The 16,184-nt window shown below is 70.9% G+C and carries 13 protein-coding genes; 3 read left to right on the top strand and 10 right to left on the bottom strand.

The window, feature by feature from the left end:
* Nucleotides 1-133 precede the first annotated feature (133 nt).
* The 4 genes from EDF34_RS12110 to EDF34_RS12125 all read right to left on the bottom strand — a co-directional run bounded on the left by EDF34_RS12110 (nucleotide 134) and on the right by EDF34_RS12125 (nucleotide 5,451).
* Nucleotides 134-2,176 carry a glycoside hydrolase family 2 protein gene (locus EDF34_RS12110; RefSeq protein WP_233575356.1) on the bottom strand — a complete coding sequence of 681 codons (2,043 nt, stop codon included), beginning with the start codon at nucleotides 2,174-2,176 and terminating at the stop codon, nucleotides 134-136.
* A gap of 24 nt (nucleotides 2,177-2,200) precedes the next feature.
* Nucleotides 2,201-3,070, bottom strand: a complete 870-nt coding sequence (locus EDF34_RS12115; protein WP_123371735.1) for a carbohydrate ABC transporter permease — start codon at nucleotides 3,068-3,070, stop codon at nucleotides 2,201-2,203.
* A 1-nt stretch (nucleotide 3,071) separates the two neighbouring features.
* The gene (locus EDF34_RS12120) at nucleotides 3,072-3,851 is read right to left on the bottom strand and encodes a carbohydrate ABC transporter permease (RefSeq protein WP_123371927.1); all 780 of its coding nucleotides are present in this window, start codon (nucleotides 3,849-3,851) and stop codon (nucleotides 3,072-3,074) included.
* Nucleotides 3,852-4,035: 184 nt separating this feature from the next.
* Entirely contained in the window at nucleotides 4,036-5,451 is a 1,416-nt protein-coding gene (locus EDF34_RS12125) for an ABC transporter substrate-binding protein (protein WP_123371736.1), read from the bottom strand.
* Between the two features lie 137 nt (nucleotides 5,452-5,588).
* On the opposite strand from EDF34_RS12125, the gene EDF34_RS12130 reads away from it, so the two are divergent.
* Nucleotides 5,589-6,620 carry a LacI family DNA-binding transcriptional regulator gene (locus tag EDF34_RS12130; protein ID WP_123371737.1) on the top strand — a complete coding sequence of 344 codons (1,032 nt, stop codon included), beginning with the start codon at nucleotides 5,589-5,591 and terminating at the stop codon, nucleotides 6,618-6,620.
* Nucleotide 6,621: 1 nt separating this feature from the next.
* On the opposite strand, the gene EDF34_RS12135 is transcribed toward EDF34_RS12130, so the two are convergent.
* Nucleotides 6,622-7,545 (bottom strand): pseudouridine synthase, encoded by a 924-nt coding sequence (locus EDF34_RS12135; RefSeq protein WP_123371738.1) that lies wholly within the window; start codon nucleotides 7,543-7,545, stop codon nucleotides 6,622-6,624.
* 435 nt (nucleotides 7,546-7,980) lie between these two features.
* Here EDF34_RS12135 and EDF34_RS12140 point away from each other — a divergent pair, with 435 nt between their 5' ends.
* Nucleotides 7,981-11,583: a family 43 glycosylhydrolase gene (locus EDF34_RS12140; RefSeq protein WP_123371739.1), complete on the top strand. Its 3,603-nt coding sequence runs from the start codon at nucleotides 7,981-7,983 to the stop codon at nucleotides 11,581-11,583.
* A gap of 97 nt (nucleotides 11,584-11,680) precedes the next feature.
* Here the strand turns inward: EDF34_RS12140 and EDF34_RS12145 are convergent, their stop codons facing one another.
* The 3 genes from EDF34_RS12145 to EDF34_RS12155 all read right to left on the bottom strand — a co-directional run bounded on the left by EDF34_RS12145 (nucleotide 11,681) and on the right by EDF34_RS12155 (nucleotide 14,206).
* Nucleotides 11,681-12,010, bottom strand: a complete 330-nt coding sequence (locus EDF34_RS12145; RefSeq protein WP_123371740.1) for a hypothetical protein — start codon at nucleotides 12,008-12,010, stop codon at nucleotides 11,681-11,683.
* A 72-nt stretch (nucleotides 12,011-12,082) separates the two neighbouring features.
* Nucleotides 12,083-13,033, bottom strand: a complete 951-nt coding sequence (locus EDF34_RS12150) for a siderophore-interacting protein (protein ID WP_233575357.1) — start codon at nucleotides 13,031-13,033, stop codon at nucleotides 12,083-12,085.
* Between the two features lie 84 nt (nucleotides 13,034-13,117).
* Nucleotides 13,118-14,206 carry a VIT1/CCC1 family protein gene (locus EDF34_RS12155; RefSeq protein ID WP_370450064.1) on the bottom strand — a complete coding sequence of 363 codons (1,089 nt, stop codon included), beginning with the start codon at nucleotides 14,204-14,206 and terminating at the stop codon, nucleotides 13,118-13,120.
* An 88-nt stretch (nucleotides 14,207-14,294) separates the two neighbouring features.
* Between EDF34_RS12155 and EDF34_RS12160 the strand changes: the two genes are divergently transcribed.
* Entirely contained in the window at nucleotides 14,295-14,732 is a 438-nt protein-coding gene (locus tag EDF34_RS12160; protein WP_233575358.1) for an ATP-binding protein, read from the top strand.
* 27 nt (nucleotides 14,733-14,759) lie between these two features.
* Here the strand turns inward: EDF34_RS12160 and EDF34_RS12165 are convergent, their stop codons facing one another.
* Both EDF34_RS12165 and EDF34_RS12170 read right to left on the bottom strand, forming a co-directional pair.
* The gene (locus EDF34_RS12165) at nucleotides 14,760-15,125 is read right to left on the bottom strand and encodes a hypothetical protein (RefSeq protein ID WP_123371743.1); all 366 of its coding nucleotides are present in this window, start codon (nucleotides 15,123-15,125) and stop codon (nucleotides 14,760-14,762) included.
* 2 nt (nucleotides 15,126-15,127) lie between these two features.
* On the bottom strand, nucleotides 15,128-16,114 hold the full coding sequence (locus EDF34_RS12170; RefSeq protein ID WP_123371744.1) for an LLM class F420-dependent oxidoreductase: 987 nt from the start codon (nucleotides 16,112-16,114) through the stop codon (nucleotides 15,128-15,130).
* Nucleotides 16,115-16,184 lie beyond the last annotated feature (70 nt).

Here is a 16,184-nt window from a genome sequence, read left to right on the forward strand (position 1 = left end):
GCGAGGATCCGCGCGCGGGCGGCGGCATGCTCGTCGAACAGGATCCCGAACAGCACGAAGAACGCGACCATGTAGCCCGGCAGCTCCGGCTCGACCGTCTCGTCCCCCTGCGATCTCGATGTGGACGGAATTCCTAGCGCTCCGTGCGCGCTCCCCGCCGGTTCGGCGCCTCGATCGGTGCCGCGTCGACGTACGTCCAGGCCTGCGGGGCGTCCGCGTCGTCGACGAACCAGAGGTGGAGCCGAGCCGAGGGAACTCCGGTCGGCGCGGGGACGCGCAGCGTCACGGCCTCGGAGAGCACGAACGGCTCGGCCTTGACCGTGTCAGACTCGGCCACCACCTCGGCCCCGCCGGGCGACGGCGACCCCGGCGTCGACCACGCGGCACGGACCCGCCCGGCGACGGTGGACGGTCCGTGGTGCGAGACGTGGACGTCGAGCACGAGCGGCTCGGTCGGCAGCGGGATGTCCGCCCCTGCGTGCGCGGGTACGAGGTCCACGACGAGCGTCGTCGTCGCGTTCACGTGCGCGGGGACGAGCCCGCCGCGGTCCTTGGGGCGACGGTCGGCGTCGACGACGCCGGCCATCTCGTGCTCGACGTCGGCGAGCTCGGTGTACACGTAGCCCGCGAACCGGTCGTGGCGGCGCAGCTCCTGGGTCTGCCAGCGCATGCTCCAGGCGCGCTCGAGGCTCGTGAAGCCCGCGCCGTACTCGCTGTTGAGGATCGGGACGCCGGATCTCGGGTGGTCCGCAGAGCCGTACAGCGACTTGTCGACGACGAAGTCCGGGCCGAGCCGGACCTCGAAGTGCTCGAGCGCACCCGTGGCCATCGCGGCCAGGTTGTCGGCCCAGCGCTGCGGGTCCTCGTCGTAGTAGTGCCAGTCCACGAGGTCGGTCCGCACGTGCGACCAGCCCGAGTTCTCGACGATCGGCCGGGTGTCGTCGAGGGCGCGCAGCGTGTCGTACGAGTGCGCCGCCGCGGCCGCCCGGTCCGGGCTGCCCGGGATGTCCCAGTCGAGGCCCCACTCCTCGTTCCACAGGCCCCAGACGACGATCGACGAGTGGTTCCCGTCGCGCTCGACCATCGGGGCGAGCTGCGCCTCGAACGCGTCGGCGGCGGCTGGTGTGAACCGGCTCGGGGCCGGCGGCTCGGCCCACACGAGCATGCCGACGCGGTCGGCGTGGTGCAGCCAGCGCGGCTCCTCGAGCTTGATGTGCTTGCGCACGAGGTTGTAGCCGAGCTCGGCGGCCAGGTCGATGTCCGCGAGCAGCGCCTCCTCGCTCGGGGCGGTGAGGCCCGTGCCGGGCCAGTAGCCCTGGTCGAGCACGCCGCGGACGTAGAGCCGCTCGCCGTTGAGGAACAGCTGCTCGCCGCGCGTCTCGATCCGGCGAAGTCCCGCGGTGACGAGGACACGGTCGTCGGGCTGCCCGTCCGTCACCAGCTCGATCTCGTACAGGAACGGGTCGGCCGGCGACCACAGGCGGGGCTCGGGCACGGCGAGTGAGCCCGTCACGCTGCCGTCGTCGGCCCGCTCGAGCTGGACGGACGTCACGCCCAGCCGCGCGACCACCGAGGCCGACGCGGGGGCGTCGCCCGCGAGGCGGCCGGAGATGGCGAAGCCCGTCAGCGAGTCGCCGCGGACGGCCACCTCGGCCAGGTAGGTCCGCCCCCGGGCCTCGAGCCAGACGCTCTGCCAGATGCCCGACGTCGGTGTGAACGAGACCCCGTCGTAGTCGTCGCGCGGGATCGAGCGCTGCTTGCCGTGCGGGATCTCCCGCTTGTCGGCGGGTGCGACCACCTCGACGACGAGCTCGAACGCGTGACCTGGGCGGACGTGGTCGGTGACGTCGATCTCGAAGGAGTCGTAGCCCCCCACGTGGCTGCCCACCTCGTGCCCGTCCACCAGGACTCGCGCACTGTGGTGGACCGCGCCGAAGCACAGCACGACGCGGGCCTCGCCCCACGCGGCGGGCACCGTGGCGGTCCGGCGGTAGACGCCGCGCTCCATCCAGGTCCGGGCCACGCCCGACGCGGCGGTCTCCCAGGCGAACGGGACGACGATCGTCGCGGAGCCGGCCTCGGACTCGAGGTCCCACTCGCCGTTGAGGGTCAGCCACGACGCCGAACGGTCGCGGTCCGGGCGCGGGTACTCGGCGCGCGGGAGGGCTGAGGTCATGGTGGTGCCTTTCATGTGCGGGCTTCAGCCCTTGACGCTGCCGGCGAGGATGCCGTTGATGAAGTGCTTCTGGAGCACGATGAAGATGAGCAGGAGCGGGACGAGGGCGATGGACGCCGCGGCGAGGAGCTCGCCCGTGACCGTCGCGTAGTCGGCGCCGATCCGGTTGCCGGTGATGTTCTGCGCGAGCGACGACAGGACCACCTGGAGGGTCGCCATCCGGTCGGAGCTGGCGATCACGACCGGCCAGACGAAGTCGTTGTAGATGTTCATCACCGTCAGCACCGCGAGGCCGGCGAGAGCAGGCCGGATGACCGGCAGGATGATCCGCCAGAAGATGCCGAACTCGGTGCAGCCGTCGACGCGGGCTGCATCGAGCAGCTCGTTCGGGACGGCCGTGATCACCTGCCGCATCCAGAAGATGGCGAAGGCGTCGACCGCCCCCGGCAGCACGAGCGCCTGGTACGTGTTGACCCAGCCCAGCTCCTTCATCTCCAGCAGGAGTGGGATGATCAGCACGATCGTCGGGAGCATCAGCGTGATCAGCACGGTGCCGAACAGCACGCCCTTGAACCGGAAGTCGTACTTGGCGAACCCGTAGGCAGCGAGCGGCGCGAAGAAGAGCGTCAGGCTGCCCTTGAGCAGCAGGACGATCGCCGTGTTCACGAACCCGCGCACGATCGGAACGTCCGCGAACATCCGCGTGAAGTTGTCGAGCGTGGCGCTCGACGGGTCGAAACCGAGCGGGTCGTTGATGATCTGCGCCGCGGGCTTGAACGCCGAGAGCACCGCCCACGCGACCGGCGCCAGGAAGGCGAGCGCCAGGACGACGAGGAACACCTGGGTGACGACGCCCGGCAGGCGTCGCCGGATGGTGACGGATGGAGTGGTCATGTCAGTCCTCCGACCGGAGCAGGCGCACGAAGCCGAGCGAGAGCACCATGACGACGATCACGAGCAGGAACGAGTTGGCGGCACCCGTCCCCAGGTCGGCGCGGGTGATGTGGTCGTAGAGGTACAGGCCTGCAGTCGTCGTCGACCCGTAGGGGCCGCCGTCCGTGACCACGTACGGCTCGGCGAACATCTGGAAGATGGCCAGCGTCTGGAGCACCACGGCGAACATCAGGGTCCGACGGACGAGCGGCAGCGTCATGCTCCGCAGCTGCCGGAACCGCGACGCACCGTCGATGGATGACGCCTCGTAGACCGTGGAATCGATGGACTGCAGCCCCGAGAGCAGGATGATGACGATGAACCCCGTCGTCTTCCACAGGAACAGCAGCGCGAGCGTGGGCTTGGCCCACACGCTCGTGGTCAGCCACCCGACGTCCGGCAGCCCGAGCGCGTTCAGCACCGAGTTCACGGCGCCGTACTGCTGGTCGAAGACGACGACCCAGATCTGCGCCACCGCGACGAGCGGCGTCACGAACGGCACCAGGAACGCGACGCGGTAGAAGCCGCGCATCCGGGTCTTCGCGTTGTCCAGGAGGACCGCGACGAGCAGGGCGACGACGATCTGCACCGGCACGATCAGCAGCCACATGACCGCCGAGTTGCCGAGCGACGACCAGAACGCCGGGTTGGTGAGCAGATAGGTGTAGTTCCCCCACCCGACCCACTGCGCCGATCCCGAGCCGCGCCAGTCGGTGAAGCTGAGCTGGAGCGTGAACAGCATCGGGTAGACGCCGAACGCCAGGAACAGGGCGATGAAGGGGAAGACGAAGACGTAGGGCGCCAGCTTCCGTCGCGACGGAGACCGGTGCGGTCTCCGTCGCGACGTGGCCGACGGCGCCTGCGCCCGCGGGGGGGCTGGTGCGAGTGTCAACGGAGTGTCCTCAGGTGCGCAGAGTGCAGGACGGCTACTGACGGTCCACGAGGTTCTTCTGGATGTCCTTGGTGGACTGCTCGATGACCTGGTCGGGCGTCATCTTCCCGTCGAGCATCAGCTGGATGTTGTTGCCCAGGTAGTCGACGGCGCCCGCCCACCATGCGGGGATGGGCGCGCCGCCCGGGATCTGCGCGCCTGCGTCGACCGCGGTGGCCCACAGGTCCTGGCCGCCCAGCGCCTCGACGGGCCCGAAGAGCGGCTTGGCCGGGTCGGCGGCCGGCTCGTAGCTCGGGATCGAGGTGTTCAGGCCGTCGGGATAGACCTCGTTCGGGCCCCACACGGACTGGTAGCCCTGCGGGTCGAACATGAGGAACTCGTAGAACAGCCACGCGAGCTGCGAGTTCTTGCCGTCCTTGGGCAGCGCGAACGACGAGCCGCCCATCGCACCGCTGCGGGCGCCACCCGGCGTCCAAGCCGGCAGCGGCATCGCCCGCCAGTCGCCCTTGGTCTTCGGGAGCAGCTGCTGCGGCGCGAAGTCGAACCAGATCGCCCAGGGGTAGAAGACCTCCCTGGCCGAGTCGAGCGGCTTGATGTCGCTCGGGCTCAGGTACTCCGCACGCGTGCCGAGCTTCTCCTTCTGCACGGTGTCCAGCCAGGTCAGGATCTGCTTGTACTCCGGGGAGTCCAGGCGCAGCTGGCCCTTCTCGTCGGCGATGCTCGTGCCGAGCTGGCTCGCGTACATCTCGAGCTGGAGCTGGCCGAGGAACGCGCTCTGCTCGAGGTGGATGGGTGCCGAGTCGGGCACCTTCGCCTTGTACTGCTTGGCGGCCTCGAGCAGGTCGTCGTACGTCTCGATCTTTGTGGCGTCGATGCCCGCCTTCTCCAGCGCCGTGGCGTTGTAGTAGAGCAGGCCGGGGTCGAGGTCGAAGGGGACGCCGTAGATCCCGCCGTCGAGCGAGTTCACGTCGAGCTTCTGCTGGGCGATGTCGCCCGAGTACGGCTTGAGCACGTCGTTGAGGTTCCACAGGTACTGCGAGTAGCCGGCCACCTTGGCGTCGTCCAGGAAGACCCCGTCGGGCACGTCCGTGCCGGTGATCAGCGTGTTCTGCAGCTTGGCGTCGATGTCGACGGCCTCGTGGTTGACCTTGATGTCCGGGTACTTCGCGTTGAAGTCCTTGATCACGGCGTCGAAGACCTTGAACAGGTCGCCGGAGCGGTCCCAGATGGTGATCTCACCGCTGGGCGAGGCTTCGCTCGGCGCCTGCAGGACGTTCGGGTCGGCGGCGGCGGTCGTGTCACCCGGCGTCGAGCCCCCGGATGGCTTGGGGTCGCCGGAGGTGATCGAGGGGCCGCACGCGGCCAGTGCCGAGGTGGCGAGAAGCGCGCCGACGACCGCGGCGGTCGACCGGCGGAAACTCTGGCGGGGGCCAGTTCGTAGCTGGTGCATGGAGCACTCCCTTGTGCACTCGGGTGGCCAGGCGCGGCTTCTCCGCAACGCTTTGCCAACGTGTGCAAACGTAGCCCTGGTTTGCACACGTTGCAAGCCCTATGATCAGGGGAATCGCGAAGCCGGGAGGGTGAAACGTGGCGGCAACGCTCCGAGACGTCGCGCTGCGGGCGAAGGTGTCCGTGCGCACGGTGTCCAACGTGGTCAGCGGGTACGAGCACGTCAGCGCCCAGATGCGCGCCCGCGTCGAGCGGGCGATCGACGAGCTGGACTACCGCCCCAACCCCGTCGCCCGCACGCTGCGCACGGGCCGGACCGGGGTCCTCGCGCTCGTCGTCCCCGAGATCGACGTCCCGTACTTCGCCGAGCTCGCGCGCGAGGTGATCACCGCAGCGGCGGACGTCGGCTACCGCGTGATGATCGACCAGACCGGCCACGACCACGACCGCGAGCGCGAGCTGCTCACCGGCGGTGACCGCGGGATGCTCTTCGACGGCGTGCTGTTCAGCCCCCTGGTGACCCGGGCGGAGCTGCTCGCGATGCAGGACAGCCGCACGATGCCGCTGGTGCTCCTGGGGGAGCACGAGTTCGACGGCCGTTACGACCACGTCGCGATCGACAACGTGCAGGCCGCGCACGACGCCACCGCTCACCTGATCGCGATCGGCCGCACGCGGATCGCGGCGATCGGTGCGCAGCCGCAGGAGGACTACGCCACGCCGCAGCAGCGCACGGCCGGCTACGAGCGGGCGCTGCGCGCGGCGGGGATGACTCCGCTGGAGGACTACCTCCGCCCCGCGGTCCACTACAGCCGCGCGGATGGCTACCAGGCGGCCCGCGAGCTGCTCGAGGGCGCCGAGCGTCCCGACGCGATCTTCTGCTACTCCGACCTGCTCGCCATGGGTGCACTGCGCGCGGTCTACGACGCGGGGCTGCGCGCCCCGGAGGACGTCGCCGTCATCGGCGTCGACGACATCGAGGAGGGGCGGTACTCGCGCCCCTCCCTCAGCACGGTCTCGCTGGACACGCCGTTCATCGCCCGGGAGGCCATCGCCCGCATCACGGCGCGCATCGCCGACCCTGAGACGCCGGCCGTCCAGCTGACGGCGCCCCACACGCTCGTCGTCCGAGAGAGCACCGAGGGCCGCTCGCCGGACCTGGGTCGCTGACTCAGCCCGCCCCGGCCAGCGGCAGCCGCCGCACGCTGCGGAACTCGCGCGCACTCCCGTCGACCGGGTCCGTGAACGCGACCCGCCCGGCCAGCAGCTGCAGCGGGTGGCGGAAGTCGTCGACCTCGACGTCCCGGACGACCGGGTAGAGCGGGTCGTCGACGATCGGGATGCCGAGCCCGGCCAGATGAAGCCTGAGCTGGTGGGTGCGACCGGTCCGCGGCGTCAGCCGGTAGATCCCGCGCCCGTCGACCTCCGACTCGAGCTCGACCAGCGTCTCGGCGTTGACCGGAGCGTCCGGCACCACCTCGGCCTGCCACGAGCCCCGCTCCTTGTGGATGTGGTTGCGCACGACGACCGGGAGCTCGAGCTCCTCGCGCAGCGGCGCCAGCGCCCAGTACGTCTTGCTGACCTCCCGCCGCTCGAACAGCGTCTGGTAAGGCCCGCGCCACCGCTGCTCGGTCGCCAGCATCAGCAGTCCGGAGGTCACCCGGTCGAGGCGGTGCAGCGGCGACAGCTCGGGCAGGCCGAGCTCGGCGCGGAGGCGGACGACGACGCTCTGCATGACGTGCCGGCCGCGCGGGATGGATGAGAGGAAGGCTGGCTTGTCGACGACGACGAGACGCTCGTCGCGGTGCACGACGTGGATCGGCGCGGTGACCTCGGGCTCGTCACGCAGGTCGCGGTGGAACCAGACGTACTGGTGCGGGGCGAACGGGTCGTCCTCGCGGACCGCCCGTCCACCGGCGTCGACGAACCTGCCGTCCGCCAGCATCCCCGGCACGTCGACGTGCTCGGGCAGCCGGTCCCGGAGCCACGCGCCCATCGTCGGCCACTCGTCATCGCGGGACCGGTCGCGGTCGGGGGTGCGCAGCCGGGCGGCGCTCAGGCCGTGCCGCGCCGGCAGCGGCGATTCGGGGGGCACGCGGCGATCGTACGTGGCCGCTCGCGGCGGCAGACCCGGGCGGCGCGCTCGAAGCAGTCGAGTCCCCGGCCGCCCTCGCAGTGGGACTCCCCGGCACGTACCCACGCAAATGGTCACGTCACCATAACGATTGCTCCCGGAAACAGATTGGCCACCCGCAGACCCTTGACAGGTCCGAGCGCGCGAGCAAGTGTGGCAATGGTTACGTAACCATCTTGATGCCAGATCGGTCACCGGAGACCGAGAACAGTCCATCAGGTCCGCCGGCGCCCAGAGCTCAGAGCCCAGGCGCGGGCGGACGAACACAGACAGCCGAGCGCACGCCGAGTGCAGTTGTCGTCATGCCCGAACCGCGCGAGACGTCGCCTGACGTCCCGTCCACGGTGCCGACATGCCTCCACGGGGCTCGCCTGCAGGACAAGGAGTGCAAGCCACATGCCACGTCACACGCACCACGCAACCAGGAGAGCCCGGGCCGTCGGCCTGCTGAGCTCTCTCGCCGTTGCTGCCGCCGGTCTCGCCGCCGCGAGCCCGGCACTCGCTGCGCCGCCCGTCGCGCCGGGTTACCCCGTCGCCCTCGATGCGATCACCGCGCGGGACCCCTCCATCTATGCCGACGCGACGACGAAGACCTACTACCTGTATACGGCAGGCGTCGGATCGGGGAGCTCACAGGTCAAGGTCCAGACGAGCAAGGACCTCGAGCACTGGAGCATGCCCGCCGCGGCGTACACGGCAACCGGCACCACGGGTGCCTGGCAGATCCCGGACCCGGACCAGAACCCTGCGACCGACAATCCTCTGACGGCCACGCCGGCCAACCCGTCCTCGCCCGAGGTGCAGAAGGTCGGCGCCACCTACTACATGACCGTCACCCTGACCGACCCCGACGCGGTCCTGGAGACAGGGACGACCGGCTCGGGCTGGGACAGCTCCGGCAACCGGTACTTCAGCACGCACCCCGAGGCGACCGTCGTGCTGTCGGCGTCGACGCCGCAGGGCCCGTTCGCCCCGGTCGATCTGGCGGACCCGGTGACCGACCTGGTCCTGACGACAGGGGACGGCACGCTCTACGTCGACCCCGACGGCACCCCGTACCTGGCGTACGCGCACGACTGGCACCAGAAGATCGACGGGACGTTCGAGGCCGTCCAGCTGAACGCCGCGCTCGACGAGCCGGTCGGTGACCAGTTCTTCCTGTTCAAGGGTTCGGACGCGAAGTTCTGGAAGGAGAAGAACTTCGGCAGCCAGGACCCCGACTTCAACTCCGCGAACAGCGATCAGCAGGCGCCCTACGTCGCGTCGGACCCCGAGGTCATCACCGCTCCGAACGGCGCGCTGGTCATGCTCTGGACGACGCAGCGCGAGGGGCAGCGCGCACAGATGCAGGCGATCTCGCCGACCGGCAACATCCGTGGGCCGTGGGTCCAGCAGCCTCAGCTGCTGCCTCGCGACCGTGGCGAGGCCAGCACGTTCACCGCGTTCGACGGGCGGACCCTGGTGCTCGCCGAGGCGGGGCCGGCGGCGAGTCCGCACGCCGAGCTGTACGAGGCGGGCTACGCCGACTCGGGCGCCCTGACGGTCGCGGCGCACCTCAAGGACCTCGACGGCGTGAGCGGCGTGACGATCGCAGACACGACGGCGCCGGTCATCTACGTGCCGTCCACCCGTGTCGTCGAGACCTCGAGCTCGCCTGCGTCCGTGTCCTACCGCGCGAGCGCCGTCGATGCCGTCGACGGCGACGTCGCGGTGACGTACTCGCGCACGCCCGGCTCGTACTTCTCCCGAGGCACGAGCACGGTCACCGTCACGGCGAAGGACAAGGCCGGCAACACCGCGACGGCGTCGTTCGACGTGATCGTCCGCAACCCGTCGGCCGCCACCGCCCCGCCCGCCGCACCGGCCACCGAGGCGCTCGCGACGAGCTTCCCGTGCACGATGCCGGACATGGGTCTGCACGACCCGTTCATCGTGGCCGACCAGGCGTCGAAGCGCTACTTCCTCTACACCAGCAACAGCCGCACCGGCGCGTGCGGGAGCGGCGTCCAGGCGTCGGGGACGATGGCGTACCAGTCGCTCGACCTCGTCCACTGGTCGGTGCCGACGATCGTCTACACGGTGCCGACCGGCGGGACGCAGTGGAACGCGAACACCAGCCCGTGGGCACCCGAGGTGCACGCCTACAAGGGGAAGTACTACCTGTTCACGACGCTGCACAACAACACGAGCGTCACCCACCCGGTCGACACCAGCGAGGACTCGAACCGATGGGTCGCCTCGACCCGGCGGGCGACGATCATCGCCGTCTCCGACACGGCCACCGGCCCCTTCGTCGACCTGAGCCCTGACGCCCCGGTGACGCCGGAGGACTTCATGACGCTCGACGGGACGTTCTACGTCGATCCCGCGGGCAAGCCCTACATGATCTACGCCCACGAGTGGGTGCAGAAGCAGGACGGGACGATGGAGGCCATCCCGCTCAAGGACGATCTCTCGGGCGCCGCCGGCGATCCCATCCTGCTGTGGCGCGCCTCCGAGGTGCCGTTCTACAGCGACCCGCTCTACGGCGGCCGGTACACCTCGGTCACCGACGACAAGCTGCTGTCCAAGAAGCAGCTGCCCGGCTACGTCACTGATGGCGCCTTCATGAAGACCACGCCCGACGGTTCGCTCCTGACGATGTGGACGACCTACCGCGACGACCGGTACGTGCTCGCCCAGGCCATCTCCCGCACCGGCTCCCTCGAGGGCCCGTGGGAGCAGCTCCCCGAGCTCGACTACGCCGACAAGGGCCACTCGATGGTGTTCACCGCCTTCGACGGCACGACTCTCATGGTCGAGCACAACCACATGTCCGAAGGGACCGTGCGCGGTGAGATCTACCAGGTCGACGTGACCGACGACGGCTTCGTGATCACCAAGCACCGCCAGGACCTGGACGGCGTGCAGGGCGTCTCCCTCGCGGACAAGCTCGCGCCGAAGGTGTACCCGCCCTCGACGCGGGTCGCCACCCTGCCGCAGGGCGCGAGCCGTGTGCAGGTCGACTTCACCGCCATGGCCACGGACGACCGCGACGGTTCCGTCCCGGTCAGGTACTCCGTGCGGCCCGGCTCGTCCTTCGCCGTCGGCACGACGAAGGTGACCGCGACTGCGCGGGACAAGGCCGGCAACGTGGGCAGCGCGACCTTCTCGGTCGTCGTCAGGGCGACCCCGCAGGCGGCCCCGGCGGTGACCACGCAGCCGGCGTCGACGACGAAGGCACTCGGCAGCACGGCAACCCTGCGTGCCGCTGCGAGCGGCTACCCGGCACCGACCGTCGCGTGGCAGCGGCGGGCTCCCGGGTCGACCGCGTGGGTGGCCACCGCGGGCACGTCAACGTCGCTCGGGGTGGCGGTCACCGCTGCCAACGACGGCGCGGCCTACCGCGCGGTGTTCAGGAACGCCGCCGGCACCGCCACGTCGACGACGGCCGTCGTCCACGTGACCCGCGTCGCACCGAAGGTGTCGACACAGCCGAAGTCGGTCGCAGGCGGGCTGACCTCGACCGTCAGCCTGTCGGCCAAGGCGTCGGGCTACCCGGCCCCGACGGTGACCTGGCAGCGTCAGCTGGCCGGCGACCGCACCTGGAAGGCGGTCTCGGGTGCACGGTCCACGACCCTCAAGGTCAAGGTCAGCGCCGGGCTGAAGGGCGCGAAGTACCGGGCGGTGTTCACGAATGCCGTCGGCACGACGACCAGCAAGGCGGCGACGATCTCGGTCAAGGCCGCCAAGCCGGTCATCACCAAGCAGCCCGTGTCGGTGAGCGCGAAGGCCGGTAGGGCCGCGACCTTCCGCGTCACCGCTGCCGCCTCACCGAAGGCCACCTACCAGTGGTGGACCAAGGCGGCGGGCTCCCACACCTGGGTGCGTTCCGGCGGCAGGCACACGAGCCTGAAGCTGGCAGCCACGCACGCGCGGGACGGGTTGCAGGCGAAGGTCGTCGTGCGCAACGCCCAGGGCACCGTCACGAGCAAGGTGGTGACGCTGCACGTCAGGTGACCCGCGCGTGACCTGCGGAGACGCCGGCCGACTGCTGGCGTCTTCGCAGGTCACCGCAAGGCTGGACCGACCAGCGACCCGCAACCGCTGATCCGAGTCACCACTCCCCGAGGAACCACGACGGCTGCAGCACGGCAATGACGCACGTGCCGCACAGGAAGAACAAGATGGCTGCTCGTGCGCTGCGCGGCCGGACGTCAACCGCGGCGGTCGGTTCGCCGTGGGCGTGGTCGACTGCACCGTCCTGAAGCGCCAGCCGGTCGTTCCAGTGCACGACTGCGCGAAGTGGGTCGAATCTCGTGCCGAGCAGGAGCCGGAGGTTGAGGAGGGATGCGCTCGCCAGTCCACCGTCTGGTGTCCCACTGATCACGTCGAGCTTGGCGACGCCGATCAGGATCAAAGGTGGCAGCGAGGCCGCGATTGCCACAGCCTTGGCCGGTGCGTGGAGGCTATCGCCCTGAACGAGCGGATCGAACCAACGAGCTCGGGCCTGTCGGGATCAGTTGATCTCCGACTTCCCCTGCCGCCAGTACCCCATGAACGCGACGGCCTTCCGGTCCACGCCGCACTCGGTCACCAGGTGGCGCCGCAGGGTCTTGATGACACCGGACTCACCGGCCAGCCACGCGTACATCGCGGCCATCTCGCGCAGGGGCTGGCCGTGCTCGTCGACCGGGACCTCCCAGAGCATGTCCTCGTCGACGTCCTCGAGCTCGATGTCGGCGGCCGGCGCCTGGCCGGGCAGCATGCGGGCGGCGGCGGCGCGGACGGCGGGGATCAGCAGGGTGCCGTGCGCCAAGCCGTCGCGGCCGAACCAGCGGACGGTCACGCCGGCGGGGGCGAGCAGGTCGAGGCGGTCGTCGCTCGAGGGCATCTCGATGAGGACCTCGCCGCGCGAGTCGGCGGGCAGGCGCTCGAGGATGCCGGCGATGGCGGGCAGCGCGGTCTCGTCGCCCGCGATGAGCAGGCGGTCGGTGACGGCGGGCGGGACGAAGTCGACGCCGCCGTGCGGGCCGACGGCCGCGCCGTTCGGGCCGCAGATGACGAGCTCGTCGCCGGGGGCCGCGGTCGTCGCCCAGCGCGAGGCCGGGCCGAGGTCGCCGTGCAGCACGATGTCGACATCGACCTCGCGGCGGTCGGTGCGCACGGAGCGGGCCGTGTAGGTGCGCATGGGGTGGCGGCGCTCGTCGGGCAGCGCGCGCCAGTGCCCGTACCAGTCGGCGGACGCGCCCAGCTCGAGCAGCTCGTCGTACGGGGCGTCGGCCAGTGGCAGGAAGAACTTGATCCGCTGGTCGAACCCGTTGTCGGCGAACCGGTCGAGGTCGTCGCCCGTGAACGTCAGGCGCAGCACGCTGGGGCACAGGCGCTGCACGGCGGCGACCTGGACCGCGAACATGCGGAAGGTCGGCTCGGTCGCGGTCACCGTGTCGGTGGCGGTCGTCGTCGTCACGCGGCCAGGATAAGCACAAGGTGAGGCTTACCTAAACCCCCTGTCCACGTGAGCCACGGCACGATGGCCGCTTGCGCGGCCGCGCTACGCGCCGAACGCGAGGCCCAGCAGGTAGGTCGCCGCGGCGGCGCCGAAGCCGATCGCGAGCTGGCGCAGCGCGCGCCTGCCGGGGGAGGCGCCGGACAGCAGGCCGACGGTCGCGCCCGTGCCGAGCAGCGCGAGGCCGACGAGCCCGGACGCCCACGCCACCGCGACCAGACCCTCGGCGCCGAGCAGGTACGGAAGGACGGGGATGAGCGCCCCCGACGCGAAGAAGCAGAAGCTCGCGCCTGCGGCACCCATCGCGCTGCCGACCGTCTCGTGCTCGTCGACGTCCGGCGCGGCTTCGTCGCTCCCCGGCACCCCGAAGGCCGACGACGTGGACTCGGTCAGCGACGCGAGGACGAGGTCCGCGCGGGCCTGCGCGTCGCCGGGCGCCATGCCGCGCGCCCGGTAGACCAGCGCCAGCTCGTTGGCGTCGACGTCCAGGTGCGGCAGCGCGGCGCGCGCGGCCGGCCCGGGGCGGGAGGCCTCGAGCAGCTCGCGCTGGGAGCGCACCGAGACGTACTCGCCCGCGCCCATGGACAGCGCTCCGGCGAGCAGGCCGGCCAGGCCGGTGAGCAGCACGGTGTGCGGCGACGCGCCGCTCGCGCCGATGCCGAGCACCAGCGCGAGGTTGGAGACCAGGCCGTCGTTGGCGCCGAACACGGCAGCGCGGAACGTGCCCGACATCCGGTTGCGGCCGCGCGCGGCCAGGCCGCGGACGACCTCCTCGTGGATGCGCTCGTCGGCCGCCATCTGAGCGGTGGCGTCCTCGTCGTCGTCGTACTCCGAGCGGGCCTCCGCACGCTGCGCGAGGGCGAGGACGAACACGGACCCGAACCGGCGCGCGAGCCAGCCGAGCGTGCGCGTGCGGATGTCGCCGCGCACGGGCCGCCCCACGTCGGGCCCCAGCAGGTCGAGCCAGTGCTGCTCGTGGCGCTTCTCGGCGTCCGCGAGCGCGAGCAGGATCTCGCGCTCCTCACCCGCGCGACGCGACGCGAGATCGCGGTAGACGGCCGCCTCGGCACGCTCGTCGGCCAGGTACTGCCGCCACCGTCGGACCTGAGCGCGGGAAGGCGGCGAGGAGGTCATGGCACCCATGGTGGCAGGCAGTATTCGGACATCTCGGACATCGAGCCGAGTTCGAGTTGCCGAATCGGTGGGTCCGTTGGACCGTCGCATGTCACGAGAACAGGACTGGGGGCCGGCGATGCGCGCCGAACGGACGGTGGACCCGCACTACAGGGCCGTCGCTCCTGCACGCCACTGGGCCGCCGACAAGCTCGCCGAGGCCGGCATCCCGGCCGAGCGCCGCGAGCTCCTGGTCCTGCTCGTCAGCGAGCTCGTCACCAACGCGGTCGAGCACGCGTGGCCGCCCGTGATCCTGCGGGTCGACGTGGACGACGAGCGCATCCGCGTCGAGGCGACCGACAGCCACCGCGACGAGCCGGTGCTCCGTGACGCCCCGCCGACCGACGGCGGGGGCCGCGGCGTGTGGCTCATCGACAGGCTCGCGAGCGACTGGGGGTCCGACCTCGACGCTGCAGGCGACTGCAAGACCGTCTGGTTCGAGCTGCGCACCGACGACCACGCCGGCGTCGCCGCCTTCGGCGCGTAGCGCGTCGCCGCCTTCGGCGCGTAGCGCTCAGTCCTCCCAGGGCGGCGTCTCGTCCAGCTTCGCGTAGTACTTGGCCAGGTGGCTCTTGACCCGGTCGCGGTCCTTGTCCGGCAGGTCCACGCCGCCGCGCGAGCCCTGCATCACCGCAGCGGCGGCGAAGACCCCGCGCGGGACGGCCTTGAGCCTGCCGTCGATCACGTCGGCGATGAGCAGCTTGTAGCCGGTGAAGTTCTCCTTGGCGTCCGCGTCGTACCAGACGTGGGCGTCGCGGTACTTCGCGTTCGGCTCGTCCTGGGCGTCGGCCCACGCGCGGACCCGCTTCTCGGCGCCGGCGCCGTCCCACGCGCGGTCGCGGTCCGCCAGGGGCAGGTCGCCGAAGCTCGTCACGGCCATGGTCAGTCCTCCGTCGTCTTCGCCGCGGCCCGCAGGGCCTCGAGCAGGGGAGCGGCAGCCTCGTCGAGGAACCGCTGCTGGCCGTCGTCCCCGATCTGGACGATGGCCACGTCGGTGAAGCCGGCCTCCCAGTAGGCGGCGACGGCCTCGACGTGCGCGTCGATGTCCGGCCCGCACGAGATGGACTCGGCGACGTCCTCGGGCCGGACGAACTGGCTCGCGGCCTCGAACCCGGCCGGCATCGGCAGGTCCGCGTTGACCTTCCAGCCGCCGCTGAACCACCGGAACTGGTCGTGCGCGCGCTCGATCGCGCGCTCGCGCGACGGGTCCCAGCAGATCGGCACCTGGCCGATCTTGCGGGAGGCCTCCCCGCCGCGTGCCTTGTCCCAGCTCGTCACGAGGTCGGCGTCCGGCTCGACGGCCACGAGGTGGTCGACGAGCGGAGCAAACCGCTCGACCGAGTGGTCACCGCTGACCGCGACGCCGAGCTCGACCGGGTTCTCGGGCAGGTCCCACAGCTTGGCCTGGTCCGCCCGGAAGTGGTTGCCCTCCCAGGTCACGACCTCGCCGTCGAGCAGCGAGCGGATGATCGAGATCGCCTCCTCGAGCATGTCCTGCCGCTCCCCGACCGCCGGCCAGCCCTCGCCGACCACGTGCTCGTTGAGGTTCTCGCCCGAACCGAGGTTGAGCTGGAAACGCCCGCCCGACAGCACCGCGAGGGTGGCGGCCTGCTGCGCGACGACCGTCGGGTGGTAGCGCATGGTCGGGCAGGTCACGTACGTCATGAGCTCGACGGTGCTGGTCGCCTGCGCGACCGCGCCGAGCAGCGTCCAGGCGTTCGGCGCGTGCCCCTGGCTGTCCAGCCACGGGAAGTAGTGGTCGGAGGAGACGAGCAGGTCGAAGCCCGCCTTCTCGGCGTCGACGGCGTAGCCGACCAGCTCGCGGGGGCCGGACTGCTCGGTCATGAGGGTGTATCCGAATCGGGTCACCCCCTGACGGTCACACCGGGCGGCCCCGCGCGCACGTCGGCGACGCATCCCGCCGCACTTGTGACGGGAG

The organism is Cellulomonas sp. PhB150 (assembly GCF_003755175.1).
Taxonomy (GTDB): Bacteria; Actinomycetota; Actinomycetes; order Actinomycetales; family Cellulomonadaceae; genus Cellulomonas.